The sequence below is a fragment of the Lysinibacillus sp. CTST325 genome, from assembly GCF_054665055.1.
Genome location: NZ_BAAFHO010000002.1, coordinates 39,079 through 65,790, shown reverse-complemented (window position 1 = coordinate 65,790; position 26,712 = coordinate 39,079). Strand labels below are relative to the sequence as shown.

Sequence of the window (26,712 nt, the reverse complement as noted above, 5' to 3'; positions counted from 1 at the left end):
AAAATGTCAAAAGCAAAACGTTTATTAGATATTCTTCTGTTCATTAGTGCTAAAAAGAAGTTTACTGCACAAGAAGTTGCTGATGAATTCAATATATCGATTCGTACGGTTCATCGATATATTTTAGATTTAAGTGATATGGGCTTGCCTATTTACGCTGAACAAGGACGAAACGGTGGCTATTCCGTCCTAACGAGCCGACTTCTTCCCCCTATTTTATTTACAGAAGATGAGGTAGTTTCGATTTTCTTTGCGTTTCAATCATTGTATTATTATCGTGATTTACCTTTTAATACGGAAATTAAGTCCGCTTCTCATAAGCTTTATAGCTCGCTTCAGGAGGAGGCGAAGCGGAAAGTGGATAAACTTCAATCCTATATCGCGTTTTGGAATCCTAAACGAGCGATTGAAACACCTTTATTGAAAGCTGTTTTAGAGGTAGCTATTGAAAACAAAAATCTACATATTCAATATGAATCTAAATCAGGTACAACGACGAAACATATTCACCCTATTGGTGTTTATGCACATGATGGGTTGTGGTATATGCCCGCCTTTGATTTCACTAAACAAAAAATATTATTGTTTCGTGTAGATCGTATTCTTTCTATCGTAGAAAGCGAAGAAAACGAAGAGGAATTTTTAAATTTAGAGGAGTGGTTTGGCAACACCTATGAGATTAAACAGCCCATTCGTTTCCATGTACTATTATCAAGGGAAGGTGTACGACAATGCAAAAGCGAACCAAGCCTTGAAGACTTAGTCGTCATCAAAGAAGATGGCACAGGTTATATTGATTCCATTATAGACAAAGGTGAACTAAATTTTATTAGTCCCCTCTTTAATCGACTTGGTATGCATGCTCAAATTGTAGAACCAAAAGAATTAATCCATATGTTACGACAGCAGGCAAAAGACATTTTATCTATGTATCCAGAAAATGATTAATGTTATATGACGATTTTGTAAGATTGGCGTAACATTCATCGTTACTACTTTATGGACAATTTTCTTATACTTTGTAAGTGAGGAGGAGAAAACATGCAACCGATTGAATTAAACAAACGAATTGATACATTAGATTATTTAAGAGGATTTGCTTTATTAGGAATTATATTAGTAAATATTCCGGCATTATTATGGATTAAAACACCGGACACATCTATAGATATTGCATACAATAGATTTTTAATATTATTTGTGGAAGGTAAGTTTTTCTCGATTTTTTCATTTTTATTTGGTGTAGGATTTTATATTTTCATTTCCCGAGCAATGGCTAAAAATAATAACGCTTATCTTTTATTTATTAGAAGAATTATTATTTTATTGTTAATCGGGCTCGTTCATTTTTATTTCCAACCTGGAGAAGCATTAACCGTCTATGCAATTTTCGGGCTAATTGCTTTACCATTTTACAAAGTTCGTAAAGAAATAAACGTAACTATAGGGCTTCTCCTATTAGCCATAACAGCTTATTATGGCATCAAAATTGCTATGCCGTTTCCACTAATTTTACTAGGATTAGCTGCTGGGCAGTATCGAATTTTTGAAAAGATCCATGACAAGCGTAAAAGCATATTAATCTTTACAGTTATTATGTTCTTTATTAGCATAGGGGGCTTGCTGTATCAATGGCATTATGTCCCAGAGGCAATGGTGAACGTTGACAATATGACAAAAGATGAATTTACAGAACATGTGACAAACATTGGAAATTTTTCATTAATCGGGCTTCAATTTAGCCCATTTGTATCGGCATTTTATGTAGGATTATTAATGTTACTACTCAAATACCCTTTATGCCAGGCATTGCTTTCACCATTAAAAGACTATGGCCGAATGGCATTAACAAATTATTTAGGGCAAACAGCGTTAATCTTACTAATTGGCAATGCCTTTGACCTTATAGGCAATATTCGTTTTATCCAATCTCTTTGGATTTGCATAGGCATTTACATTTTCCAATTAGTATTTAGTAAAATTTGGCTAAAACTCTTTAAATTTGGACCATTAGAATGGTTGTGGCGTATGGGTACTTATTGGACAGTACCTTCATTGCTTAAAACCTCTAATTCTAAGGAACGCTCCTAACCAAAAAACTAGAAATGGCAAATGCCTAACAAATAGCTTTTATTCTTCATAAAATAGTAATGTACCTAATTCGCTTCCAACTTGCTCAGACAATGGGCAAGAAACACACCCCCATCATTAAATCTTTATTTTTTGGTCACTTTTCTTAGGAAAAGTGGCCTTTTTTTTCAATTGCCTCGAAAATTTGCGTAATAAAAAACCGACAAAATCATTAAGATCTTGTCGGTACTTTGCTTATTTAGCAGCCCAAACATCTATTTCCAATTTAATGTCTGGGAGTCCTAAAGCAGTAATATAAGCAATCGTCATAGAAGGATAGGGATTTCCAAACATCGATTCCCATTGTTGATCGAAGTCATCCCAATCTATTTCTTCTGTTGCCCAAATATTGGCCTTCACAACATTATCTGCATTAAGTCCCTCTGCCTCTAAGATAAATTGAATATTTTTTAATGTATTTTTAACCTGCTCAGATAGTGATGATGGCAATTGACCGTCAATTCCTACTCCAATCTGTCCAGATAATGCATACATTGTTGCATTCTTAGGGATTATTGTAAGATGACTGTAATTGCCAACTGGGCTAGGTACTTGGATAGGATTTTTGCGTGTTATTTTATTATTCATAGTTAATCTCCTTTAGGTTTATTTTTCTAAAAAAGGGCAGACTCGTCCCTTAAAACTCAATTTTAGAAAAAAACAGCTGTCGAGAATCCAATACCCATACTTAAAAAACGTATTGATCTTTTTTTCATTTGGATTCTCCCCCTTACCTAAAGTTATTCTCAATTTACCATGTTTTTTATAAACAATCAAATATCTACATTTTTAATTCATTTTCCTTTTTAGTAAAAATCTTGACTATCCCCAATAAAAAATAAATCACGCTTGCCACTATAACACTATAAAATAACACAGTGATTGAGGTTGGACCCCATACTTTATTAAACTCCCAATTTGAGCCCTCTAGAAAAATTTGGGGGAACATACTGATAAGTGCAAAGATTATTGCGACACTTAAAGAATGCATGAATAATAAAAAGGTTCTTTTCATATTTAAAGCTACTTTAATTCGCTGTTTTTTAATAATTCTCCTCAATGCTGTAAACAATAGAATGCTTAAAAACATCCCAAATCCTACAACAACAACACATAGAAGTGAAACTATTTTATCCAACTTCTGAAGATTGTCAGAATGAACAGTATCAACAGTTTTCCCTTCCCATAAATCCATCACACCTTGACCTATCGCCGTTGTATAGCTCGAACCCATATTGGATAGAATAGCCACTCCTACTTGTTCTTCAGGCTGCATAATAAAATAAGACGTAAATGTTGGATTTTCCCCAGCATGAAATAAATATTGTTTTTTGTCTCTTTCTATAACTCCCCACCCGCTCGCGTAGTATGTATCCTTATCGAAAGGTTCTACAGATTGATCTGGGATATGTGATTCTTGAATAATTTTTTTATCAATCGAAGAAATTTGGCTACTTCCTAACTGTAAGTTTAACCATTTTGCTATATCATTTATGTTACTTACAACATATCCAGCAGGTACATTTCCACGGTAGACTGGTGGTGTGTAATCTTGCTCTTTCATAAGCCCTATTTTATATCCTGACGCCATCTCATTTGATTTAACTTGATGTATCCCAACAAAAGAATCCTTCATATTAATCGGCTCTAATATATGCTGTTTGATATACATATCGAAGGGTTGTTTGGAAACCTCTTCAATAACAAGGCCCAAAACATCATAATTTAGTGTTGCATATTCATATGAACTACCCGGTTGTCTATTTAAAGGCTGATCAAGCAATTGTTTTACAGTTAACTCAAGAGCATTCGGTTCGTTACTTTTTGGGATATTAAATATAGTGTTAGTAGCTATGCCACTTGTATGATACAGTAATTGATTAATAGTAATTGACTGAGGCTTACCATTATATTTTAACTTCAACCATGGGATATACTTTTGGACATCATCAGAGCGTTTTAGTAAGCCTTCCCTTTCCAATTGTAGAATGGCTAGTCCTGTGAATGCTTTCGATGTAGAACCAAGTTCAAATAATGTATTAGAGGTAACAGGTGTTTTTAACTGAACATCGGCATATCCAAAGCCTTTTTCATAAACTGTTTTCCCCTTCTCTACAATTACTAACGATATTCCTGGAATTTTACTAATCGCCTTTTGCTCTTTAACAAATTGATCAATCTTCTGAATTTTTTCAGTTGAATCTGCATTTGCTATTGTTGGCGATAAATTATATAAGATTACAATCATAGCAATTATAAACGTATAGATTTTTAATGATGGTTTCATTTTCATTTCTCCTTTAAGATGGGTACAAAGTTATAAAACTCCTTAACGTCATTGTTAACTATAACAAGGAATTAATACCATATCCATCGTTTTACATGACTAAAAACATCTCAATATGACAGTTTTGTAACGTACCGTGCTTATAGGAAATCTTGAATAAATACAAAAAGATCAGATTCCCATTTAAAAAATGAGAGCCTACCTTTTTTATGATGACTATTAAGATTTAAATTTCTGCCCTAAAAGCTTTCCCCAGTTGATGTCCTAATCCAAAATAATGGCGGAAATTATAAATTAGTGGGCTCCATTTATTTGGATCAATATAATTTTCTTCAACAATAATTTCCTTATGAGCATGTACATGTATTATTTGTGTCTCAACAATGGCAAAAAAGGGAGCATATTCAGGGATTCGAATATGTTTTACTCTTGCCTCAAGTTGAATGGGACACTCTGCAATTCTTGTAGGCTTTACTGATTTAGACTCGGTTGGCGTTAAATTACTAATTTCATATTTTTCTTTTTCAAATGTAAATCCATTCGCTCTCTTATATTCAGGAACGGGATTTTTCCCTGTAAAAGGAGCTAATTTTTCCACTTTCCCCCATAATGAAGGATCTGGCACATTAATGACACATTCAGGATGTCGTTCTAAATTTTCAATAGCCTTTCCCCCAAGTCCAATCCCCAAAATAATACAATCCCCTAACACCCATGATGATGAAAGTGGGCTAATATTTACAGTGTCATCTTCATTTAGTGTAGTTAATAATATCACAGGTGTCCCGTAGTATAGAATTTTTGGATTAATCATTTCTGTTTTAGCAATTTGAGTCATTTTTTCTCCTCCTATCTGTACTTTCAATTTTCATAGTACAAGATAAATATTTCAATTTTCATCGAAATATGGATTGCTTTTTAAGAAATATACTGTATCTTTGTAATTTAAATATTAAATGAAATAAAGAATGACCAGGCTCAACATTAATTGCAGTGCCTGGTCATTCCCATTTCGTTATCGTTTATTTTTAATAACAACCTCAGTTACAGCTAACGCTTTTCTTGGTTTAATATTTTCAATAATAATATCCGCGATGTCATTAGGATCCATTAATGTCTTAGTTTTTTCCTCAGTAAATACCCCGTCCCAAAATTCTGTGCTCATACCACCCATGTATACAGCACATACATGAATAGATGTTTCGCTTAATTCAAGTGCTAGACTCTCTGTAAATCCTCGTACACCAAATTTACTAGCACAATATACAGATTCCGTTACTTTTCCTTCTAGGCCAGCTGTAGAAACAATATTGACAATTGTTCCTTCATTGCGTTCTTTCATTCCTTTTAGCACTTCTTGTGTGCAAAAAATTGTGCCTTTTAGGTTAATATCAATCATTTGATGAACTGAATCCTCATTCAAGTTTTCAGCTTTATCAAAATAACCAACACCAGCATTATTAATGAATAACTGAATTGATCCAAATTCCTCTTGGATAGTATGAATTACTTGAGCGACCATTTGTTTCGAAGTAACATCAACCTCATAAATAGAATAGCCATTGGTTAAAGTTTTAGCTGTATTCTCAAGCTTTGATTTCGTTCGACCGAGTAAGCAAATGTGATTGCCTAAAGACGAATATTTTTTAGCAAGCGCTGCACCTAAACCACTACCAGCTCCTGTTATAACCACGATATTTTTGCTCATAAAAATCATCCTCTCTCGCAGTTAATTATACCAGGATAGGAACTCCTATCAATATGAGGATCGTTGAATTGTATCATTACACCTGCCTTATTAGTATTGAGGAGTGTTACTGATCTCTGTCACTACTCTTATAACGCGCAATAGTAAGACAAGACAATATATTTTCTTTAAACTACTATGTAAATGCTTATAAAAGCATTAAAAACAACCTAAAACTAAGAGGTCATGTGAAATTAACATATTGAGGTTTCAGCATTAATTATCTTGCCATTTTCGTCATTAATATAGTCCGTTCCGTTCTCGCAGTTTTCTTTATTTTCCCATTTAACAATATATTCGTTCCCTTTATGACTAACTGACTTAATTTCAACTTTACCAATGTTTTTTGCGTGGCTTTTTAAGACAATTGATTTTGCCTGTTCTTCTGAAATTTTTGGTATCGAATTATGATTACATCCGCTCATTACCACAATCAAGGATATACACAATATTGTAACTATCTTCCTCAAATATTTTCACCTCCATATTTCCTTAGAAGTAAAGTTATTCTTTAAGTTACAAATAATCCCCAATACACTCCTGAAAGACATTATTTGCTAAAGCAAAAAGATTTAAATAGTTCTATTAATCAATTTCTACATTTTTATAGAAAACTGATGAATACGTTTAAAGCATGTCTATAGAAACTGAATACAATGATTATGTAATCTGCAGATTATCAATCTATTTTTCGGAAAGAGGTGAATTTTAATTGCCTTTAACTACTGGTCCAATTGAAAATACAGGGAATCAACCAGCTAATGCAGCTAGCGTTCGTGTCAAAATTCTCAATCTAACTGGAGGTTTACTAACTGGAGTAGTAAGAGTTTTTAGACTTGATGGAGCAAGACAATTACTATCAACAACTGCATTTGCCGCAATTGCTAACGGTTCAACATTTGTAACTGCAGGTGTAGGTGGTGCTGCTCAATATGAAGTTGAAATCGTTCCTAACCAAAATGGCGGTATATATAGCGTTTACGGTCGAACAGCTGCAGGGGTTCTCATTACTGCCCAAAGGTTTGTAAATGCAGAATTAACACAAATTCTTTAACTTTAGCAACAAGCTTTTACTAACATTCTTCGTTTAAAGTAATTAAAGGTAAATCAATTGGGGTACATTTGAGAACAATCTTCTCCTTTGTACCCTAATTTCATTTTGCCGAATAATTAAGTAAAGTTACTCAATTTTTAATGAGTGACTTTATAATTTAAGCTGCAATACCAAATCGATGTTTTATACAACTACACCATTTTCTTACAATTCCTCCCTAACTTTATTCTCCATGGTCTATATATGTCCATCTTTTCTTGTCAACCAACATTATTTTGTCATTTTTTGGGTATTCCATACATATACTATTATATTTATTAAGCAAAATGCATACTTTCATCGAACACAGAATATAATTCTGGAGGGTGTTAAATGAATACAATTAAATCTTTAATTTTCCCCCAAGATTTGCATAGATTAAGTAAAACTCAACTCAAAGTGATTTGTAATAAATTGACTTTAGAAACAACCGGCAATGTAAATGAATTAGCAAGTAGAGTGTGGGACTCTTTTGAGCATATTGAAGGCGATGTTCTGAAAATGATCAGCAATAATATTTTCTCTGGAGCAGTTTCTTTAGCTTGGTACCAAGCGACAAATGATACTGGTTTAAAAGGATTTAAACAAAGTATTATTAATAAAATGCCCTTTAACCCTTTCGAAAAAGTAGTTACACCAAACAGCGAAAATGTCCCTATTGATCCTACGATTATTGCCGCTGCTGAAATCGAAGGTTCTCAAGCATATTATTTAAGATTTATTCATAGAACTGGTGTTAATGTTGATTACTTTTTAGCTAACCGAAGAGAATACATTAAGCATGAAATTACAACAGTTTATATTGATGAAGACAAGGGAATAATTGAAGTACGAGCAAGTTCAGCTGTTGCCAAAAAAATTATTGCTTGGTTAACTAAAATAGTCGATGATGAATATGAATTCAAACAACATGATTTGTTAGAGAAATATGGGGGTACTCTTGAGTCTTTAGCTGATACACTTCAAGGTAGGCTGATTGATGCTACAGGAAGACCAGCAGGATCAGTAAATACATTTGAAGAAACACAGGGTCAATCAATTGTGAGTATACTTTCTGCAATTGACGAATACTATACTAGTGGTGAATTATCAATTCTAGAGCAAAATTTAAATAGCGAAGATATTACCAGCATCTTAGAAACAACACCTTTTACTTTGTTACTTTTAAGTGGTCTTGAAACAATAGGATTAGGTAGTATTAGAGAACTACGAGGTTTACCATTATACAATTATTTAGAACCTTACCTATCCAAACAAAAAGGATCTATACTATTTGAACATAGTGTTGGTGGAGTCAAACAAGAATATTCTATTCGAATCGGCGTTAATACAAAAACATTTAAGTTCAATGTATTTGCGTCTGAACCTGTATTGGATTATATTAGAGAAAAATTGATTTACCAAATTTATTCTGCGAGGTAAAAGTATTGAGCAATTTAAAGCCATGGGAAATTTCTCAAAAAATAGATAATGCACTTGAGGCAATTGCTATCAGTAAGATTGAAAAATTTTACCATAGTTATATTGCAAAAATAACTAACTTACCTCTTGGAGTAGTTATTGATACATTATCTGAATTAGAAAAAAAAGAAGCGCTCGTTATAAAATTAGAATTTCACTGCGAGGAATGTAGTAGAAGTATTTTAACTGCAAATAAATCTGAACTTGAAAATATTGATTCCATTCCTTGCAAGTATTGTGGTACAGAAAATTACTTCGATCCTTTAAACGCTATTCCAATAATCGAATTAAGTGATGATTTCAGACAAAGTTTTTCAAAAAAAAAATTAATAACAAAACGGAAAATGTCGGGTTAAGTAAACAAAATAAACCTGAGAGTTTAAGAGAAATTATCGATATTTTAGCCGAAGAAAATTCCGATCATTTATTAGAGAAAGTATCAAAGCTTGGGAAAGTTACTATTATCTTAGGAGATGGTTATATGGGTGATTCTAGTAAATATGGTGGTTTAACTTTTGGAGAAAACAAAGGTAATATAACTATTGAAAACAATGGTACACTCAATCAAGGGATAGCTAGCTTGCCTAATGACATTATCAATGCTTTACAACAGCTTCATGATGAAATTCAACACCTAGCAGAAGAACAACGAGAGATTGCAGAAGCTAATTTTGAACTCCTTCAAACTCATATAGAAAATGGAGATAAAGAGAAAGCTAAAAAACCATTAGAGAAATTAACTAGTATACTAGGTGTTATTAGCTCAATTGTATCTATCGCTTCTGCCTTAGGACTTGGAATTCCTTTAAAATAATAAGAGGCCAAACAGGGGTACAAATTATTTTTGTACCCCTGAAATATATATGTAAAAACAAAGCTTTCATAAGAAAAACTGGTGCCATCTATCGACAACGAGAAATCGATGTAGAACCAGTTTTTCGATTCCTGAGGGCTAATTTGCATTTCACTCGATTTTCTGTCCGTGGAAAATTGATCGAAGGTAGAAAACGATTTGGGCTTTACGTTAAGAGCAGGAAACCTTCTTAAATACACGGCCAATAACAAAAATAGGATAGAGTAAATTAATGAATTCAAGAAAAAAGAGAACTCGAATGACATCGATTTCTCTTTTTTCTTGGATATCAGCTAGTTATTATACATAAATTATTTACTTATTGAATTGGACAAGGCTTTCCAGGAATGCACTTAATGGGAGGGGTACCACCACTACCTGCTCCTTCAACATTCGTAGCACTTGCCCCCGAACCAAATGACAAAGTTAAAAGCACAAGGACTGCAGTAGCAACTGAAAATATTGTTTTCTTCTTTTTCATAAATTTATTTCCCCCTTTATTCAAATTTGACTTTCAATTGTTATATTCAACACTCTTTGTAAAAAACCTTCATTTTTTGTAATTTTTTCAAAAAATGAAATAGTTAAAAACGAAACTCTCTCCATTCCGGTATTTTCATAAAATTCTGAATATAATACACATTTCCCTCTTGCGATATGAGCTATGATCATCCTCAAAGTATGGGGGTCTATGTCGTCCTGTAGCGAGGATGAAACAGATTAACTGCACACCTGGTGCAAAATCAGCTAAATAGTACCTCCCCGCCTAATAAACCGCACATACTACATGTTCTACTTTCTAAAGTAGCAATAGTTTCGTATATGTAAAAGTACTAAAAAACGCTGACTCGGTAATTACTGGCCGAGCAGCGTTAGTACGTAAGATATTCATTTTTTAGCTATAGCATTAATCATTTCTACACAAATTATGGGTACAAGTTATTTACTTGTACCCACAAAAGCTTGATATTTAAGCATTAATAGAGCTATCTAAATATATTATGTTCGTATAGATAATCATACGAAAGATCGACGAACAAATACTCATGCTCGTTAATAGCAATAGAAAATGTTCTTGTAATCTCCCCTGTCTCGATATCTCGATAAAGCTCTGAGATTTCACCGCTTTGATCGTTGCGCATTTTAATGATTGTTTGTAGGAAGTACGGGCGCCAACTCCAGTTTTTATTGATGGCTCTTGGCTGCAATTCCCACTGTCCATCTATACGCATAACGTTTGGAGAAAGTTGGAAGCCATCTTCATTACAAATATATACTCGGAACGAATAACTATCCAATAGCTGCGCTAAATGCTCTAATAGTGTGATGTTGTCACTAGAAGGTTTGACACGATGAACAATCGCTTCTAGCTCCTCTCTCAGCTTTTTCAACTCGAAATATTGCGCCTCTAGAATTTTCTTTTCAGAGGTAATAAACTGCTGGCACTCTTCCTTAAAACGTTCCTTTAAAATATCCTTCTCTACGAATGTTATTGAAGGGTTTGCCAAGTATCGCCCCTGATAAAATCGGCCCCCGTTCTTCCAAGCAAACTGCAATTGATACACAGTTTCGATTCCTTCAAATAAAAGATTTGCGCCAATTTTATAAGCAAGACTACCAATTGCTGATATCATATCCGACTGTGCAGACCAAGAATCATAATTTAAGTCTTGAATATCGACCTTTAAAATTTGTGGTGATAATAGAGCAATGTGCTCTAAATGACTCTCCGCTCCCACTTCCTGAACGGCAATTTTGACACCAAAAGTTGTAAAGTAACGTACTGCATGGTGCAGCTTATGAATATCACCTAAAAAACGATGCTCAGAAACAACTAACACAATACGATGTAAATCATCTTCACTTATATATTGTTGAATAATATTAAAATGACTTTCACCAAAATCCTGCATTAGTAAGTTCGGGTTACTAGGAATATAAATATCAATATCCTGTCCGATTTCTTCTACTTTGGCTAATGCAGCATGTAGAATTTTATGTTCCATGTCAATACGATACTCTTCTGGAATATCTTCATTATTCACAAAATCTTTTAAATTAATTTGTTGACCCTCGATTTGTAACTGTCCGGAAATTTCGTAGGCAATCACCGTATGCGCATCCGCGCTAAAAATAGGTTGAAAATACCCATGTATTTGATCTAAATTTGTTAAAACTTCAATTGCATCCATTGTCGAAACCTCCATACATGATGTTATCCAAGAATAACATTACATTCACAGCTTATTACATGAAAAAAGCTCTCTGACTGTATAATAATTTGTTTAAAGTAAATTGGCAACTTCACATGGCGTTATTTTATGGAAAAAATCTGTCCTGAAATTTAACAAACTTCCACCAAACTGATTTATTTCTTTCTGATAATTCATCACTAATAACGACTTTCTCGCAAAATAGGTTGCTTAAGTACGCTTATTTTTATTTAGCGTCACTCTATATGCATTCACTAAATTTTTCATGTATTGCTGTGTAAAAAAAACTCCCTCAGAATTTCTTTATCATTATAACTTATGCAACAATTCAATATGAAAGCCATGATAACTAAAGGTTTTCATCCTATATCCTAAAATTATTTAGCAGTTCACCCATTCCAGTAAAAAAGCAGTATTCCCAAGTATGGATTATATCCTACAGGAATACTGCTCATGACTATTCTGACATAAAGAAATACCAAATAATCGCAATTGTAATTAAAGATAAGATAACAGCAATTGTTACACGAAGTGGTGAAATTGGGGCATCCCCACCTACTCGACCTGTTTGTCCGTTTACCATAAATCGATAAATTTTCTCTTTGTAACGGAATGAAGAAAGCCAAATCGGCAACATTAGATATTTGTATGTAATATCATCATGAGTTGTTGAGAAATGTAAATTGGATACTACATCCGCATTATGTTCCCAACGTATTTTTGAGGTAATTTGTGCATTCAGATGATTAGAAATTTCCCTCTTAGCCTGACTCCACCCGTCCTGTAAACCAATACTGTAGCGTTCTGATAAAAATCCTGATACATATTCTGGTTTATAGGCTTTATTATTGAGTAAATTAAAGGGTTCTATTTTTCTCATCATATTACGATCATAACGGACTGTCGCACTTATTAAATGATCATCAATAAATTCCTGATAAAAACCACTTGTGGAATACCAATCCGTTTCAGTTCGGGTATTTCCATCTTTATCTGTAACCGTGCGATGTCTACCGTATCTTGCGGAATACCTAGAGCTTGTTTTCGTGTCAAAAGTCCAATATGGAAGATAAACCCCTTTAAATGAATCTGGCTTTGCACTATCTTTTGCTGCTCTCGGTGTAAACCATTTTCCCTTAATCCAACTTTGGAAGTTCTCTCCCGCTTGCTTATCTGTTATTTCAAATGCGCATACACCGTTCGGGGCTAGTGTATTTTCAGCACTAGCCTCCATCACCTGATTAGAACCACAGTATGGGCAACTATCTGCTACCTGTAATGCATCATAAATCGTTTCTGCCGCACAGGATTTACAAATGACTGTTTTTTTCTCAACACCCCAGTTAAAATTCCCACGTTCTTCAGCCATTGCAAAATCCATTTCCTGGGCAACTTTTTCCTCTTGCTTCTCTGGGGCTGCAATTTCAGTTTCATAGCCACAATAAGGACATGTCAGTTTTCCAGTTGCTGGGTTAAATTCAATAGATGCACTACATGATGGACACTCAGCGTCAAAATCAAGCTTTACTTGTTTAGCATTTTCAGCATCTTGCGTTGGCATCATTAGTCATCTCCTTACTTAACATCATTCTCATCAAACACATCGCCACACTCTGGACAGAATTTTGGTGGGTTTGCAGGATCTTCTGGCAGCCAACCACATTTATCACAAACGTATTGTAATGCTCCTGAAGGTTTTTTAGCACCACATTCGCTACAGAATTTGCCTTTGTTGACAGCACCACAAGTACAAGTCCATCCTTCCTCAGCAGGTTTTGCTGTCCCACAATTCGAGCAGAATTTACCAGTGTTTTCATTGCCACATGCACATTTCCATGTAGCTGAGTTCGTCGCTGTTTGACCTTGCTGAGCTGCCTGTTTATTTTGCTCATTCATTTGGTACAGCTGCCCTGCATTAACACCGCCTGCTTGTGTCGCCATGTTCATGCCCATAAATCCTGCCATTGCTCCGCCATCATTATTGGCTGCTGCAATCATTGCTTCCGCCTGAGCACCTGTTAAATGAGCTGCAGCCATACCCGGATCACGCATCACTGCATTTCGTTGTAATTGTTTAATCATTGCTTCATCTTCTTCAGATGCTTTTAAAGAACTAACGCCAAAGGATACAACTGCTAAACCACGAGTTGCTAGCCACTTCTCTGATAACACTTTATTAAGGGCATCTGCTAGAGCAACCGTATGTGCAGGAATTTCACTATAGCGTACCCCGCTTGCAGAAATATGTGCGAAAGCCGGCTGTAACGCAGTCATTAATTCCGTTTTTAATTGGCTATCGATTGCATCTCTTGTAAATTCACGCTCAACGTTTCCACATACATTTGTATAGAATAATAATGGATCAACAATTTTATATGAATATTCGCCATGGCAACGTATAGCAATATCAATATCTAGGCCGATGTTACGGTCGATCACACGGAAAGGAATCGGTGCAGGTGTTCCATATTTATTGCCAACTATTTCTTTTTTATTAAAATAGTACACACGTTGATCCTTTGCAGGTTCTCCACCAAATGTAAAGCGTTTACCAATCTGCTTGAATGTTTCCTTAATACCTTCGGACAAATCATTGCCATACATTATCGAAGGCTCTGTGGATGTATCATAAACATACTCACCAGACTCCGCAGAAAACTCCACTACTTTCCCTTGCTCGACAATCATCATACATTGCCCTTCATTGATAGCAATAATTGAGCCATTACTAATAATGTTGTCATTGCCTTTGTTTGACCCTCTTTTAGAAGTACGTTTATGCCCCTTTTCCACAAGCACATCCGCTGACAGTGACTCACAATAGAAATATTCACGCCATTGATCTTCTAGAACACCTGCTAATGCGCCAACTCCTGCTTTTAATAAACCCATATTTATTCCCACCTTCAACTTATATACTTAAGACTTATTTTATCATATCAATTATGCCTCGGCTTACTTACGTCCAGATTCGGCTTTGTGCTAAGGCCTGCATGAGGGCCGACACAATGTCGGTCACTTCGGTATTGCCACAGGAATATGGCGTTTTTACCGATGTAGTTAGTTAGCCATGATCTCATGAACGCGATGATTTTAGGCTAACATCCAATATGAACTCCTTGCCGAATCAGTGACATTCGCCAAAAGAAGTTAAAAATAAGCTAATCATTATGTAGTACGCATAAAAAGGACAATTTGTTTCATTTTTTTTAAACTTCTCTATAAAAAGAGATAGCTCCAAAGGAACTACCTCTATCGTATTGTAAATACTATATCGTTTTTTTAGTGAATCTTAGTGTTTCTTAAGATAATGCGGAAATAGCCACAAGTACCCAGGCAACGATAAATAACAAACCGCCGATTGGGGTAATCGCTCCAAGCTTTTTCACACCTGTAACAGCTAATGCATACAAACTACCTGAGAAAAACACAATACCTGCCAACATTAAATAGCCTGCCCAAGAAAGCATACTAGAAGCTCCTAAAAGGGCTTCGCTCGATAAAATACCAAGCCCTAGTAAACCTAAAGCATGATACATATGGTATTGCACCGCAGTCTCCCAAATGGCTGCATAGTGTGGTGACGCAAATTTATCTTTTAGTGCATGCGCTCCAAAAGCGCCTAACACGACACCAAGACAAGCCATAATTGCACCTATCGCCAATAAAAGTTCCATATATGATTCTCCTATTTCGTTTCACGTGCGATTTCTTTGTATTTCGCATCCCATGCCGGATCAATTTTACTTAAGGATACCGGACGTAACGAATCTTTTTGAGCTAGAATATGTACGGACTGAGCAGTAGCTGCAATCGTGCCATCTTCATGTAAAATTTCATAGCCATATGTTGTACGTAAACGATCGTGTTTTTCCACCCATGTACGGACCGTTGCCACTTGGCCATAATGCATAGCAGCCTTATAAGAAATGGATAAATCCATTACTGGCGATACATAACCGTCTTTTTCTAACTCAGCATACTCAAAGCCTGCATCATTTACTAACTGAGAACGGCCAATCTCCATCCAAATGATGTAGTTCGCATGATACACTACGCCCATTTGGTCGGTCTCAGCATATCGAATTTCGATTTGTTTTTCACTAACAAACATTTTCTTCACCTCGTCCTACATTATAGCGTAAAAATATTGATTTGGCGGTGTTTTTGCTTTATTGATTTTAGTAAAGTAAAAAAATGACTTGATTAATAGAGGTGATTATAAAAAAGAATTTATTTTATATTTAACTATGTACCATATAAACTCATATAAAATCTTTCAATTGGGGTACTTCCTTGGGTACCATTATTAAACATAAAAATATATAAGCATTGAGCAGGTGCGATACCAAAAAATATCTAATCTTTAAAACACTCATTTTTATTTTTTAATGAGTGTTTTTAACAGTTTATTCATTTTATAAAACTGTATTTATATTTATTTTTGTATCACCAGAACCAAAAAATCCAAAAGGGAAACTGCTCGACACTCACTTTTCAGAGCAAAAGAACAGTCACGCTCAAATGAACGTGACTTAATGTTTCTACGTATTTCTGACTAGGTAATATACTTAATTAGATATTACTGCCCATTTGTCACTGTTGGGATACCACGTTGAAGAAGGCCGGCTAAACCAGATAATGTACGATGTCCAGCTGCTTCACCTCGTCGGCCATAAGCAACGATTGAAGAAGTTGTCCCCATTTCATCTGTACTTCTCCATAAACCTTCGCCAGATTCTCGTACCGCTTTATCGACTTTGTTAATGAAATCTGAATCTCCGTTATTTGCGAATGTATATAAATATCCTGTTGAATACGGATGATCATTAATTAACCCAGTAAGGTTTAAAACTTCATCACTAGTTGGAGTTTGAGTCCCAAAGAACGTTTTTGCAGCCGTGAAAGTAGATCCAGATAAAGTAGCTGGTGAGCCATTAGTTAATGGGATCATAGCCATCAGAGCATTTGATCTGTTAGCAAGTACATAATTCTTGTAATAGTTGCTTAGCTTTTTAGATGAAGTTACTAGACTCGATTCTGTAAGTGCATAAATATTATTTGTTGGAACAACACCATGACCTAACCAAACAAGAGATGCACCTACATACGAATCATATCCAGATGAAACATACGGTGCTCGCAATTGTGCCCAAGTAGTACTTTTAGCACCACCACCAATTGCAATCGAAACAGAATTCGAATCAACAGCGTTACCAAAAGCGTTAATCAAGTTAACTCCAGCATTAAAAATATTTGTATAAAGAGGATCATTTTCAACTTCAGTTTGAGAATGGCCAAGAACAACATCATGGTAGTAAGCTAAAGAACCTAGCATCGCATATGTAGTATTAACAACACCATTAGCCACTTTAAAAGTTGATCCATCAGCTGTTTTGAATAAACGAACAGTTGGACTTGTTGTACCAAATGATCCCGGATCAGTCATAAGAGTTTTACCGTGACTCGAATTTTGGCAGTGATATAGTATTTTTTGATAGTGTCGAGTAAGTGCTGTATTCAAGTGTGCTGCTTGTGAATCTCCTGAACCATTTACACCTAAATTATTATACGCATGAGTTGATTTACGAAGCATAGATAATGCTACTAACATAATTGGATAACCTGGATCAATTTCAACAACCCCCGCATCCCAAGCCGTACTACCACTCGGAATTTCAATTGTGACCTCTGTTTTTGTATGAATAGGTGTTGTATAGAAGATATTTAAGTTATTAACGATTGCACTCATCACTCGATAAGAATCAGAATGATTGGGACCAATTTTGTCGTAAAGCGTTGTCAAGAATTGAATTTGCCATCCCATGCGTTGTAAACCAACTCCCGGAACTGCTCGCCCTGCGAAAACTCGCCCCTGTGCAATTTGTGCTTCTTCAGCTCCTCTATAAGAAGAACCTTCTGGGAATTGTTCATTAAAGAATTTTAATGCTTCGTTTACTGTGTTTAATACTGCCATTTTTTTCACCTCATGAATTATTAAGTTTAATAGATACTAGTTACTTATCACTTACCAATATTTAGACTCTTATACTAATTAAGTCACATAATCTCTAAATGTGGGCCGGCCAAGTTTGTCGCGCTCCGAACTAGTCTGCCAAACGAAGGTCGGTCGTCAGTCTGTCTTTCCCTAACATCAGGGAAATGATAAATACCAAATAAGGAAAATCTTTACACCTCCCCTACCTCCAATTATCTCTCATTTTTTTACTTAATGCACGAAGTAAACGAATGTAACATATGTACCGTTTGTAACATCTATGACATTTGTAACTTTTACAACAATTATTCAAGAACTTTTTAAAATTTCCACTTGAACCTCAAGTTACTTTAGGTTATATGATAAATCTATACTTTTGATAGGAGGAATTTTGATGAATAAGGTTAAAAAGTTTTCTATTGGTGAATTTTCTGAAAAGACAGGAATTCCAATTCCTACTTTGCATTTCTATGATGAAATTGGTTTATTACAACCCGAAAAGAGTCCTTCTTCAGGGCATCGCATTTACTATTTTCAAGATATTATTACCTTACAAAAAATTATTAGCCTAAAATTCCTAGGGTATAGTCTAGATAAAATAGCAAATTTAATACATGAGTCAAGTTTTAACGTCGATTTGAATGAAAGTTTATCTCTGCATTTAAATGCTTTAGTAAGTGAAAAGGAAAAAATTGAACAATCAATGCAAGCAATTAAAAGAGTAATTAAGTTAGTCGAAGAAGAAGGAGAAGTAGATAGTACGATATTATTTAGCCTTATATACAATATGAAAGTAGAACATAAACATGAAGAATGGATGGAACGTCATAGTTTAACCGACATCACAGAAGAACTTTCAATCAAATCAGAGGAAGATAAAATTACTTTGGATAAAACATTTATTCAATTATCTAAAGAAATGAAACAATTATATGGTAAACCTATAAATGACTCCAAAGTACAAGAGATGGTCAAAAACTATTTAGATTCAATTTTTTCATTTCTTGGTGACGATTTAATACAAAAGTTAGCTGATACTAATGTGGAAGAACTGGATATTCAAGAACTTGAATATATGACAACTTCTCCTTTCACTGAGGATGAACAAAAATGGTTTAATCAAGCAATAGAGTTTTATATGAAGCAAGTAGAAATGGAAGAAAAATAGCTCTATTTGTAGGGGCATATGGCCCCTACTTTTTATCCTTCTCCTGTTTGGATATTCCTACAGGAGAAGGACTTTGTGTGGTACGTTATTCATTTACTTCAATTTTCACTTCACATTCAGGACGAAAAACTCAGTTTATGGTGTGGTGTCTTTCATTTCATGTTTCGGCACTGTGCCCTCGTCATAACCTACATGTTGTTCATTTCCACATTAATCAGTAGGTACTTCCACATGTGTCGTATAACCGTTCTTGGCGCTTTTCATTTCGGCTTATAGTATGAACTCAAATTGATAACCTCTATCTTTGAAATGAGCTACCCCTTAAACACCTAAAAAACACCTTCATCTACGGCCATGCAAGGCTTGCGTTTTAATTTAGGATCTAACTCAAACTATCTTTCTCGCACACTGCATAAATCGACTGGATATGACCACTAAGTCTCGGAAGATCCAATCATCCTTTTTTAACCGATGATAAATTAAAATTGTAGTCATATAGCTAGTCACATTAAACAGTCAACATCCATGTGTTTTGGTAAAGCCTGTGCCATTTGTTTTAAGTAGTTATCAATAGTTGTAGGCTTTGTTTGAATTGATAGAACTTGTTGCTTTGAACTTTTAAATCAGTTGTAGTTATCATTTTTAGTTAGTCTTCTTAATTAATTTATGCGTCTTGATAATGATTCTTTGATATATTTTCATAAATAGATGGCTGTTCTTCTTTTGTCGTTTACTATCAAGTCGATTAGTTTGAACAGTTTTAAAAGTAACCTTGAAGAGTAGAGTGCCCTTCTGCAGCCTCACAGGGTTATTTTGAGTTGATTTCCATAACTTTTCGTTGCTTTTCCTCTACCTTTATCGATTGCAATTTACTGTTTGTCCCCGCTTAAAGCTAACTTTGTCTAGGCATCGTTTCCACATTCATCTTTTACTGAATATTATAAGAACATAACTAATAAGTTGAGGTGAAATATGGATTTCAATCATTTACGTTATCTTGCGATAGGCGATTCCCTTTCTGTGGGTATCGGCGTTCCGTTTTTGGATCCTGGGTATGTTGAATATTATAGATATCTAAGCCAGCAAATTTTAAAAAAGCGTATTTCTTATCAAAAACATGCAAGGTCAGGAGCAACGACAGAGGATGTTTTAACTATGCTTAATGCCCCGATTGTGACAGAAGCAGTAAAGTATGCAAATATCATCACGATAACAGCTGGAGGGAATGATTTAATAAAAGCTGCTAAACAATTTCTAATAAATAAAAACGAAGAAGGTATATCTCGTGCTATTAAGCAATCAGGGAAAAACATCTCAAAAATATTAGAAAAAATTCACCACCTAGACAAACAAGATAAATATATTTTACGGTTACAGAATTTATACAATCCATTTACCGATATTCCTATAGCAGATGAGGGTATTAGAGCGTTTAATTCATTAATTAACAGTTTTGGTCGGGAATTGAATGTTAAAGTAGCTGATATCTATAGTGTATTTAAGGGGAATGAAAAAGCTTTATTATCATCAGGAGGAATTCATCCTAATAGTAAGGGATACTATCAAATGGCATTAGCTCTAAGTAGGCTCGGATATTCCCCGTTATAAGGCTAATGGCTGTCATTTTAATGTAATCCTTTTTGTTTTTGAGCTCTTACTTATTATTTTTCTAGCAAGAGGCTGACCATCATTGTCAGCCTTTTACAATTTAATGAAAATGGATCTTTGAACCATATACAGGAAAATCACTATATTTCTTCGAAGGCTCAAAGAAATAGCTAATCCTAATAAAATAAATAATACAACAGCCATAATTCTTTTTTATATTTCATTTATAACCTCCTCAAAAATGGTGGAATTATAGATTCCTCTTTTTAGGGAAATTACAACGCATTCATCTTATTCACATTTTCAAATTCTTTATTCTTTTCCTGTAGCGTTTTTTGACAAAAGATAAAATGATCGTTAGGATTCCAGACGTGTAGATGATCAGCACAGTATCCACGAAGCCATAAAACACCGTTAATTCGTCTAAGATAGAAACCTTTCGGAAAATTATCGTCTTCAGTTAGTATTTCGGATGCAATTGTTATGGAGCCAGATGGAGCTTGTTGTTGCTGTAAAGAATCCCCTGAATAACCTTCAGTTTGATCCAGATACTCCATCCTTAAGTGAGGTCCCAGCTCCAGCGGACACAATTTCAAACCAAGGTCCTCAGCTCTTTTAAAGATTCGATCCGTATTAGCTCCATCAGGAAAACCAAGGTCTCCAACAGTTAGTTCTACAGTCTGCAGGCTGTACTTCTTATTAGAAGTCGTAAATTTATCATCAGTAAATAACTTCTCTCCATACTCATTCATCAAGATAGAGTACTGTTGCAATTTCTGAATAAGCTGTGATTTAGTAAGACCTCCAACTTCCACAGTTCTGGTGATAAATGGGCAATGTGGGTATATTTCGTTATTATCAAAACGCAATTGTAGTCACTCCTATCAAATTTGGTAACAGTTTGAAAATACATTATAGAAGATTATATTTAATTATTCTACAATTACCAATAATTTTCCTTGTTTAACTAACCTGTGCTGTTAGTTGATGGAAGAAAAAAATCATTAAAAAAGAAGCAACCTTCCGGCTACTTCATCATCTATCTCAAAATACTATTTCTTACTCTAAAAATTGTCGTACATAGCTAACTTTGCACCAATGCAGCTGTTGTTAGCATTAAAAATATAATTTTGTTATAATAATTTCATATAAAAAGGAATGATACTATGAATCAATTAATCCAGTATATCAGCAACATACCAAGCTTGTAGGGCGTGCCGTAACATCCCTTGACCTCCCTGCAAGCTTGGGTTTCTCAAGGGAGCTGATATTTTATGAAAAATCGTTCAAAAGCCTATATTCGCCATCAAAGAGAGCGAATTATTCGAAAGAAATGGACTATTTTAAAAAATGTTTGGTTAGAAAAAAGTGAATACATGCCTGCACGCGGCAAATTGAGCAAAGGAAAAATTCATTGTTCATGTAGAATGTGTCGATACGAGCAGTATCACTCGATTCCAAAAGCAAAACATAAAGCAAAATTAAAAACTATGAAACAGGAAATAGACGAATATGTCTATTTCCTGTTTTCGTTTTATTCTCATATTGTTCGTTAGTTTGCTGTAGCATGTGACGACGCTGCAGCTTTTTTTAATGTATGGGTAACATCCATATGCACAATTAATGTTGAGTGTATCGCACGCACTTATTAGGTCGTGGCGTTGGTGGACAGTCACTGCCTCCCTCAATTGGATGCAAACGGCTATCCTAAACTGAGTACATCGAATAGTTGGATTAACGTAGCAAATAGACTGGGTGTTTTAATGAACCATATTAATAAAACTGGGGTAAATAGTGCAAATGTGACATCTGAAATGAAATCGTATTTTAATGAAAAAGATTATACAGGTTTTGGTGTATCTCTTGATTCATCTCCTACTTTCACAGATGTTCGAAATATTATTGATGCACATAGCTATTTCACGAGTTTCTTCATTGTTTTTATTAAGCTTGTGTTGGTCTCTGAAGCGCTGCAGTAACGCTCCAGCACTTTCCATTGAGTTAACCTAAACAAAAGCTATTTGCTTTTTTATTTGTCAGTAAATACAGGAAGAAGTATTTATCCTCTGCTGTCATTTACTCAACCACACGAGGGTCGTTCCAAAAAGTTGTATAGACGTATCTGAATTTACCGATTTGCCCTTGCCTTCCCTTTTAACGTAATATTCAAATTTTTAACCACAGACTTAATTAACAAAAACCATATTGTGAAGCATCAACCATTTTTTATCAGCCATACCAATAGCTATTTGATAAGTGTTTACAGGTTAGGAAATAAGAAATAATTTCCCGGGTAAGCGCAAGAAATGACAAGTTTAGTCTTACATTCCAGCACCAAACGACTGATTTCTGTTGGAATATTCATGCAGGTAGAAGGACTTTGTCGGGGTACGTTACTGTTCAACGATTAATTCCTCTTGGACTGATTCATCTACCACAACTGAATAGTCAGTGATAACATCGCTCATATCTTCAGAAACCTCTGTTTTGATAGTTTCATCAGCCTCAACAACTTGAAGCTCGATTGATTTAGAAGCATACTTTAATATTTCTGAATGGGAAATCCCAATCCTTCAGGTGTGGTTCGGAAAATCTGTAATTAATGCTTTTATTTTTCATTCATTTACTTTAATATCGATAAGGGCACCCCAAAAAAAGAGATAGAGGTGCTTTAATGTACGGTATTATTAATTATGAAATGTTTTTATTAACAGGTTTTTTATTAAATCTAATCCCTGGTACGGACACCATGTATATTGTCGGTAGAAGTATTTCGCAAGGTAGAAAAGCTGGTATTTACTCTGTGTTTGGTATTATTACCGGCTCCTTAGTTCATACGTTATTAGTTTCTTTTGGCTTATCGCTCATACTTACAAAATCTATTGTATTATTTAATACTATTAAAATCATTGGTGTTATTTATCTCGTTTATCTAGGAATTAAAATGATACTGGATAAGTCAAACATAGGTTTCGAAGCGTCCTCAAATAATTTAAACTTAAGGAAAATTTATATACAGGGACTTTTAACAAGTCTAACGAATCCAAAAGTTTCTTTATTTTTTATTGCGTTTCTCCCGCAGTTTATAGATATTAAGGCATCAGGTCCTATTCCTTTTTTAATTTTAGGACTTACTTTTACAGCAACTGGACTACTATGGTGCTTATTTGTTGCTTATTTCTCTTCGTACATTACTAAAAAACTAAGAGGCAACCAAAAGGTAGGAATGATCCTGAATAAGATAACAGGAATGATATTTATTGGAATGGGGATAAAGTTACTTCAAACGGAAGCCCCGCAATAAATTTGAATAACAATGCCCCCAACAGTCCTTTCATATTGAAGGGTCTGTTTTTTATTTATCCACTTCTTTTCACTGTACATTTCTCTCATATTGTTCTTTAGTGTTTAATGTAGCAGGTAAAAACGCTACGGCTTTTTTATTTTTTAATCTATTTCACAGACAATTCACTATACAAACATAGCTATCACTTCATAATAATAGTAAGGTAAAGCTAATTTAGCCTTACACCTCCGAAGGTTTTACTGAGGGTCACTCCTATCCCAAGTGACCCTTTTTTATTTTCTTATCTCACAAAAAAATATTTTTTAATGCCTATAGCTGCATGGTTTAACACCCCACTCCTTCTCTACAGCTAACATATTATATATTGTAGAAAGGAGGTGTGCTTTATGGGATACTATGGTGGAAATGTTGGTGGAATTAATAACTGTGGCTATTACGGCGGCGGATATGGTAATGGTTCAACATTTGCCTTAATTGTAGTTCTATTTATACTGCTAATTATTATCGGCGCTACTTTTATGAATAGAGAGTATTAACTTTTTCGATTTAAGGGTCGCCCCCCCCAGCCTGGTGACCCTTTTATTCAAATAGATTATTTTATATTTTTTGTAATCAATGGTAATGTAAAAATACACATTATTTTAAAACAACTGTGGAGGTTACACTAAAAAATGTTTCAGATTGAATTACAACGCAATTTGGCTTTTTGTTGTTATTTTTATGCTTCATGATTTTGAAGAAATAATAACTGTTGAAAACTGGTCACAAAAAACAAATCATCTTGTTAAAAACACTAATAACAATTTGAAACTGCTAATTTGGAAGTTTTGGAAGATCAATTCACATTCATTTGCTAAAAGAGATGTATTTATTTTTTTAGTGACTTCAAGTATTGTATTTTTTTAAGTTCAATTTATAGAAAATAATTGGACAGTAGTATTATTTATATCTTTTTTTATGCTTCGTTCTCTTACATAATCTTGTGCATATCATACAAACAATCTTTTTAAAGACATATACTCCTGGCCTTTATACAGCACATTTTCTTATATTCACTTACCCACCTTCGCAAAATTAGGGAGTAAAGCCTTTTTTACTTTCTTTTATATTTTCCAAATTTCTCGTTGCCTCGCTTAAAATTACCCGTAATTTTAGCTAATAATAACTGTACGGCTGTTATATTATCTTCGACTTCTTTGATCCTCGCTATAAGACGCTCAGCCTCCCTATCCTTTACAATTTTAATTTGTTTCCCTTCGTAATTTATGACAACCGTTCCTTTTTTCGTTATTTGATAATCAAATGGTTCTTCGCTTAATCTGTTTCGTTTATCTATTTCGCTCACTTCACCATCTCCCTAATTCTTTTAGTTTCAAACATTATATTCAAAAAAATATGTTGATTCACTCGTTTTCTTTAATTATTTTCATTTTCAATATGTCCTGATGTAGTAAATAGTCTTAACCCAAACCGCTGTCGTTTGTATAAATTCCATGGATTTTCACAGAAAAATTAAGTCCAGCACCCTACATACAGATTTTATTCCCACCAATTAAGTTGATTAGTTTATAAAAACATATTCACATGTAATTTAAGACCTTAAACTTATTTAACTTGTTTCGTAAGAGGTGCAAAAGAAAATATTAGTTGGACATTCAGAAGATACTGTCCAGGCAATTATCGAACACTTAATAAGAAGTAACTTTCCGTTTGAACTAGGAATCCAAAGATATATTAAGGCAATCGTCTGGAAGATTCCGCTCGAAAAATAATGATGAAGTATACATAGTGTTTTATACAGTCGAGGTTCGAAAAGAATATGCGGAACAAGTAAAAGCTGTTGCTGAGCAGTATGTATCACAAGAAGATGTGAAGCAATGGTATAAAGTATCGAAAAAGAAAGCTAGAAAATTAGAAAGGAAGGAAATGTCGTCTTTTTCAATTGTGTCTGGTATAAACTATATAGCGATGCTAATCATCCATCAAGGTAAGATTGATGGCGGAGGAATTGTTTCGTATATAGCTTGTGCGGTCATAATGATGCCTGGTGCGTTTTTGACGACAAAAAATTATAAGGAGATGCAAAAAGAATCGAGCTATTTGAGACTGATCGATATGGGATTGGTAATCATAGGTATTGGTGTAATGATTTATGCTGTTTCTTCTTTTTTAACTTTACTTCGATAATATTCTCAGAAACATAATACCTTCATTTTTGAGGTAATATATTTCCGGTGTTTTTTACCTTTTTTCCTTTAATCTTTTATTTACATATTACGGTAACACAAAAAAATCAGAAGGTACTTATAATTCATATGAGTGATATCATCTACAAACTGACCCAAATAGCGGAAGCCTCTGCTACCAGTCTGTGCATGCATAAAACACCAGTTAAAAGAATCATGTACCTATAAAATAACCTGTTTTCATAATGCTTGCATGACATTCCATAAGGAAAAATCTCCCGAAATAAGTTAACTAACAACAAAATTTATGTTAACATATTACCAATCCAATTATTGGAGGTGTTTTTTTGACAGAAAAGAATAGAACATTACTTAACTCGGTTAGTGGTTTGGCATTAGGTACAGTAGGAGGATATAGAATCTTTACAAACAACTTAGAAAGTATGTCAATGCTAGTAGCATATATGTTCTTTATTTGCGGATTGATTGGTTTTATTTTTAGTGTTGTAAAGTTGTCTAGAATTTCTTGAACTTGCGTTGCTTTATTGTAACGCTTTTCTTATTACTATTTCACATTTTCTCTCAAGATTCTCTTAGCTTAGCTACACAAATTAATAATCTCTTTTCCGGTTCTATTTCACTGCCTATATTTCGGACATGA

30 protein-coding genes and 1 pseudogene are annotated in these 26,712 nt (G+C 34.4%); 17 read left to right on the top strand and 14 right to left on the bottom strand.

Going from position 1 to position 26,712, the window contains the following annotated elements; all coding sequences use genetic code 11:
• Positions 1-3 precede the first annotated feature (3 nt).
• Both ACYQ73_RS05725 and ACYQ73_RS05720 read left to right on the top strand, forming a co-directional pair.
• Entirely contained in the window at positions 4-948 is a 945-nt protein-coding gene (locus ACYQ73_RS05725) for a helix-turn-helix transcriptional regulator (RefSeq protein WP_460012303.1), read from the top strand.
• A gap of 93 nt (positions 949-1,041) precedes the next feature.
• Positions 1,042-2,091: a DUF418 domain-containing protein gene (locus tag ACYQ73_RS05720; RefSeq protein ID WP_460011585.1), complete on the top strand. Its 1,050-nt coding sequence runs from the start codon at positions 1,042-1,044 to the stop codon at positions 2,089-2,091.
• A gap of 234 nt (positions 2,092-2,325) precedes the next feature.
• Here the strand turns inward: ACYQ73_RS05720 and ACYQ73_RS05715 are convergent, their stop codons facing one another.
• From ACYQ73_RS05715 to ACYQ73_RS05695, 5 genes are all read right to left on the bottom strand, one after another.
• Entirely contained in the window at positions 2,326-2,718 is a 393-nt protein-coding gene (locus ACYQ73_RS05715; protein WP_460011584.1) for a RidA family protein, read from the bottom strand.
• 193 nt (positions 2,719-2,911) lie between these two features.
• Positions 2,912-4,417, bottom strand: coding sequence for a serine hydrolase domain-containing protein (locus ACYQ73_RS05710; RefSeq protein WP_460011583.1), 1,506 nt, complete (start codon positions 4,415-4,417; stop codon positions 2,912-2,914).
• A gap of 226 nt (positions 4,418-4,643) precedes the next feature.
• The gene (locus ACYQ73_RS05705) at positions 4,644-5,255 is read right to left on the bottom strand and encodes a flavin reductase family protein (protein WP_460011582.1); all 612 of its coding nucleotides are present in this window, start codon (positions 5,253-5,255) and stop codon (positions 4,644-4,646) included.
• A gap of 177 nt (positions 5,256-5,432) precedes the next feature.
• On the bottom strand, positions 5,433-6,125 hold the full coding sequence (locus ACYQ73_RS05700) for an SDR family oxidoreductase (RefSeq protein WP_460011581.1): 693 nt from the start codon (positions 6,123-6,125) through the stop codon (positions 5,433-5,435).
• A gap of 233 nt (positions 6,126-6,358) precedes the next feature.
• Positions 6,359-6,634 carry a hypothetical protein gene (locus ACYQ73_RS05695; RefSeq protein ID WP_460011580.1) on the bottom strand — a complete coding sequence of 92 codons (276 nt, stop codon included), beginning with the start codon at positions 6,632-6,634 and terminating at the stop codon, positions 6,359-6,361.
• Positions 6,635-6,876: 242 nt separating this feature from the next.
• Here ACYQ73_RS05695 and ACYQ73_RS05690 point away from each other — a divergent pair, with 242 nt between their 5' ends.
• The 5 genes and pseudogenes from ACYQ73_RS05690 to ACYQ73_RS05670 form a co-directional block, all read left to right on the top strand.
• Positions 6,877-7,218, top strand: coding sequence for an ATPase (locus ACYQ73_RS05690; protein ID WP_460011579.1), 342 nt, complete (start codon positions 6,877-6,879; stop codon positions 7,216-7,218).
• A gap of 372 nt (positions 7,219-7,590) precedes the next feature.
• Positions 7,591-8,679 carry a hypothetical protein gene (locus ACYQ73_RS05685; RefSeq protein WP_460011578.1) on the top strand — a complete coding sequence of 363 codons (1,089 nt, stop codon included), beginning with the start codon at positions 7,591-7,593 and terminating at the stop codon, positions 8,677-8,679.
• 5 nt (positions 8,680-8,684) lie between these two features.
• Positions 8,685-9,074 (top strand): hypothetical protein, encoded by a 390-nt coding sequence (locus ACYQ73_RS05680; RefSeq protein WP_460011577.1) that lies wholly within the window; start codon positions 8,685-8,687, stop codon positions 9,072-9,074.
• Between the two features lie 125 nt (positions 9,075-9,199).
• Positions 9,200-9,532: a hypothetical protein gene (locus tag ACYQ73_RS05675; protein WP_370080201.1), complete on the top strand. Its 333-nt coding sequence runs from the start codon at positions 9,200-9,202 to the stop codon at positions 9,530-9,532.
• A gap of 48 nt (positions 9,533-9,580) precedes the next feature.
• Positions 9,581-9,799, top strand: a pseudogene (locus tag ACYQ73_RS05670) (IS5/IS1182 family transposase); the annotation flags it as partial.
• Between the two features lie 91 nt (positions 9,800-9,890).
• Here ACYQ73_RS05670 and ACYQ73_RS05665 read toward each other — a convergent pair.
• From ACYQ73_RS05665 to ACYQ73_RS05635, 7 genes are all read right to left on the bottom strand, one after another.
• Entirely contained in the window at positions 9,891-10,052 is a 162-nt protein-coding gene (locus ACYQ73_RS05665; protein ID WP_460011576.1) for a hypothetical protein, read from the bottom strand.
• Positions 10,053-10,557: 505 nt separating this feature from the next.
• Positions 10,558-11,763: an EAL domain-containing protein gene (locus ACYQ73_RS05660; protein WP_460011575.1), complete on the bottom strand. Its 1,206-nt coding sequence runs from the start codon at positions 11,761-11,763 to the stop codon at positions 10,558-10,560.
• A gap of 478 nt (positions 11,764-12,241) precedes the next feature.
• Entirely contained in the window at positions 12,242-13,345 is a 1,104-nt protein-coding gene (locus tag ACYQ73_RS05655) for a TFIIB-type zinc ribbon-containing protein (RefSeq protein WP_460012302.1), read from the bottom strand.
• A 14-nt stretch (positions 13,346-13,359) separates the two neighbouring features.
• A complete protein-coding gene (locus tag ACYQ73_RS05650) occupies positions 13,360-14,676 on the bottom strand; it encodes an SPFH domain-containing protein (protein WP_460011574.1) in 1,317 nt (438 codons plus the stop codon).
• 410 nt (positions 14,677-15,086) lie between these two features.
• The gene (locus ACYQ73_RS05645; RefSeq protein WP_460011573.1) at positions 15,087-15,461 is read right to left on the bottom strand and encodes a DUF423 domain-containing protein; all 375 of its coding nucleotides are present in this window, start codon (positions 15,459-15,461) and stop codon (positions 15,087-15,089) included.
• Between the two features lie 11 nt (positions 15,462-15,472).
• Positions 15,473-15,898 carry an acyl-CoA thioesterase gene (locus ACYQ73_RS05640; protein ID WP_460011572.1) on the bottom strand — a complete coding sequence of 142 codons (426 nt, stop codon included), beginning with the start codon at positions 15,896-15,898 and terminating at the stop codon, positions 15,473-15,475.
• A 468-nt stretch (positions 15,899-16,366) separates the two neighbouring features.
• Positions 16,367-17,761 (bottom strand): hypothetical protein, encoded by a 1,395-nt coding sequence (locus tag ACYQ73_RS05635; RefSeq protein WP_460011571.1) that lies wholly within the window; start codon positions 17,759-17,761, stop codon positions 16,367-16,369.
• A gap of 415 nt (positions 17,762-18,176) precedes the next feature.
• On the opposite strand from ACYQ73_RS05635, the gene ACYQ73_RS05630 reads away from it, so the two are divergent.
• Both ACYQ73_RS05630 and ACYQ73_RS05625 read left to right on the top strand, forming a co-directional pair.
• Positions 18,177-18,950: a MerR family transcriptional regulator gene (locus ACYQ73_RS05630; protein ID WP_460011570.1), complete on the top strand. Its 774-nt coding sequence runs from the start codon at positions 18,177-18,179 to the stop codon at positions 18,948-18,950.
• A 972-nt stretch (positions 18,951-19,922) separates the two neighbouring features.
• A complete protein-coding gene (locus ACYQ73_RS05625) occupies positions 19,923-20,558 on the top strand; it encodes a GDSL-type esterase/lipase family protein (RefSeq protein ID WP_460011569.1) in 636 nt (211 codons plus the stop codon).
• A 275-nt stretch (positions 20,559-20,833) separates the two neighbouring features.
• Here ACYQ73_RS05625 and ACYQ73_RS05620 read toward each other — a convergent pair whose 3' ends face one another.
• Positions 20,834-21,427 (bottom strand): helicase, encoded by a 594-nt coding sequence (locus tag ACYQ73_RS05620; protein ID WP_460011568.1) that lies wholly within the window; start codon positions 21,425-21,427, stop codon positions 20,834-20,836.
• Between the two features lie 405 nt (positions 21,428-21,832).
• Between ACYQ73_RS05620 and ACYQ73_RS05615 the strand changes: the two genes are divergently transcribed.
• From ACYQ73_RS05615 to ACYQ73_RS05590, 6 genes are all read left to right on the top strand, one after another.
• Positions 21,833-22,114, top strand: coding sequence for a hypothetical protein (locus ACYQ73_RS05615; protein ID WP_460011567.1), 282 nt, complete (start codon positions 21,833-21,835; stop codon positions 22,112-22,114).
• 132 nt (positions 22,115-22,246) lie between these two features.
• The gene (locus tag ACYQ73_RS05610; protein ID WP_460011566.1) at positions 22,247-22,537 is read left to right on the top strand and encodes a hypothetical protein; all 291 of its coding nucleotides are present in this window, start codon (positions 22,247-22,249) and stop codon (positions 22,535-22,537) included.
• 695 nt (positions 22,538-23,232) lie between these two features.
• Positions 23,233-23,862, top strand: coding sequence for a LysE family translocator (locus ACYQ73_RS05605; protein WP_460011565.1), 630 nt, complete (start codon positions 23,233-23,235; stop codon positions 23,860-23,862).
• Positions 23,863-24,251: 389 nt separating this feature from the next.
• On the top strand, positions 24,252-24,401 hold the full coding sequence (locus tag ACYQ73_RS05600; RefSeq protein WP_370080233.1) for a YjcZ family sporulation protein: 150 nt from the start codon (positions 24,252-24,254) through the stop codon (positions 24,399-24,401).
• 184 nt (positions 24,402-24,585) lie between these two features.
• Positions 24,586-24,771, top strand: coding sequence for a hypothetical protein (locus ACYQ73_RS05595; protein ID WP_460012301.1), 186 nt, complete (start codon positions 24,586-24,588; stop codon positions 24,769-24,771).
• Between the two features lie 76 nt (positions 24,772-24,847).
• Entirely contained in the window at positions 24,848-24,943 is a 96-nt protein-coding gene (locus ACYQ73_RS05590) for an HXXEE domain-containing protein (RefSeq protein ID WP_460011564.1), read from the top strand.
• 15 nt (positions 24,944-24,958) lie between these two features.
• Here the strand turns inward: ACYQ73_RS05590 and ACYQ73_RS05585 are convergent, their stop codons facing one another.
• Positions 24,959-25,210 (bottom strand): hypothetical protein, encoded by a 252-nt coding sequence (locus ACYQ73_RS05585; protein WP_460011563.1) that lies wholly within the window; start codon positions 25,208-25,210, stop codon positions 24,959-24,961.
• Between the two features lie 443 nt (positions 25,211-25,653).
• Here ACYQ73_RS05585 and ACYQ73_RS05580 point away from each other — a divergent pair, with 443 nt between their 5' ends.
• Positions 25,654-26,052, top strand: a complete 399-nt coding sequence (locus ACYQ73_RS05580) for a hypothetical protein (RefSeq protein ID WP_460011562.1) — start codon at positions 25,654-25,656, stop codon at positions 26,050-26,052.
• A gap of 346 nt (positions 26,053-26,398) precedes the next feature.
• On the top strand, positions 26,399-26,581 hold the full coding sequence (locus ACYQ73_RS05575; RefSeq protein ID WP_460011561.1) for a hypothetical protein: 183 nt from the start codon (positions 26,399-26,401) through the stop codon (positions 26,579-26,581).
• Positions 26,582-26,712: the final 131 nt, after the last annotated feature.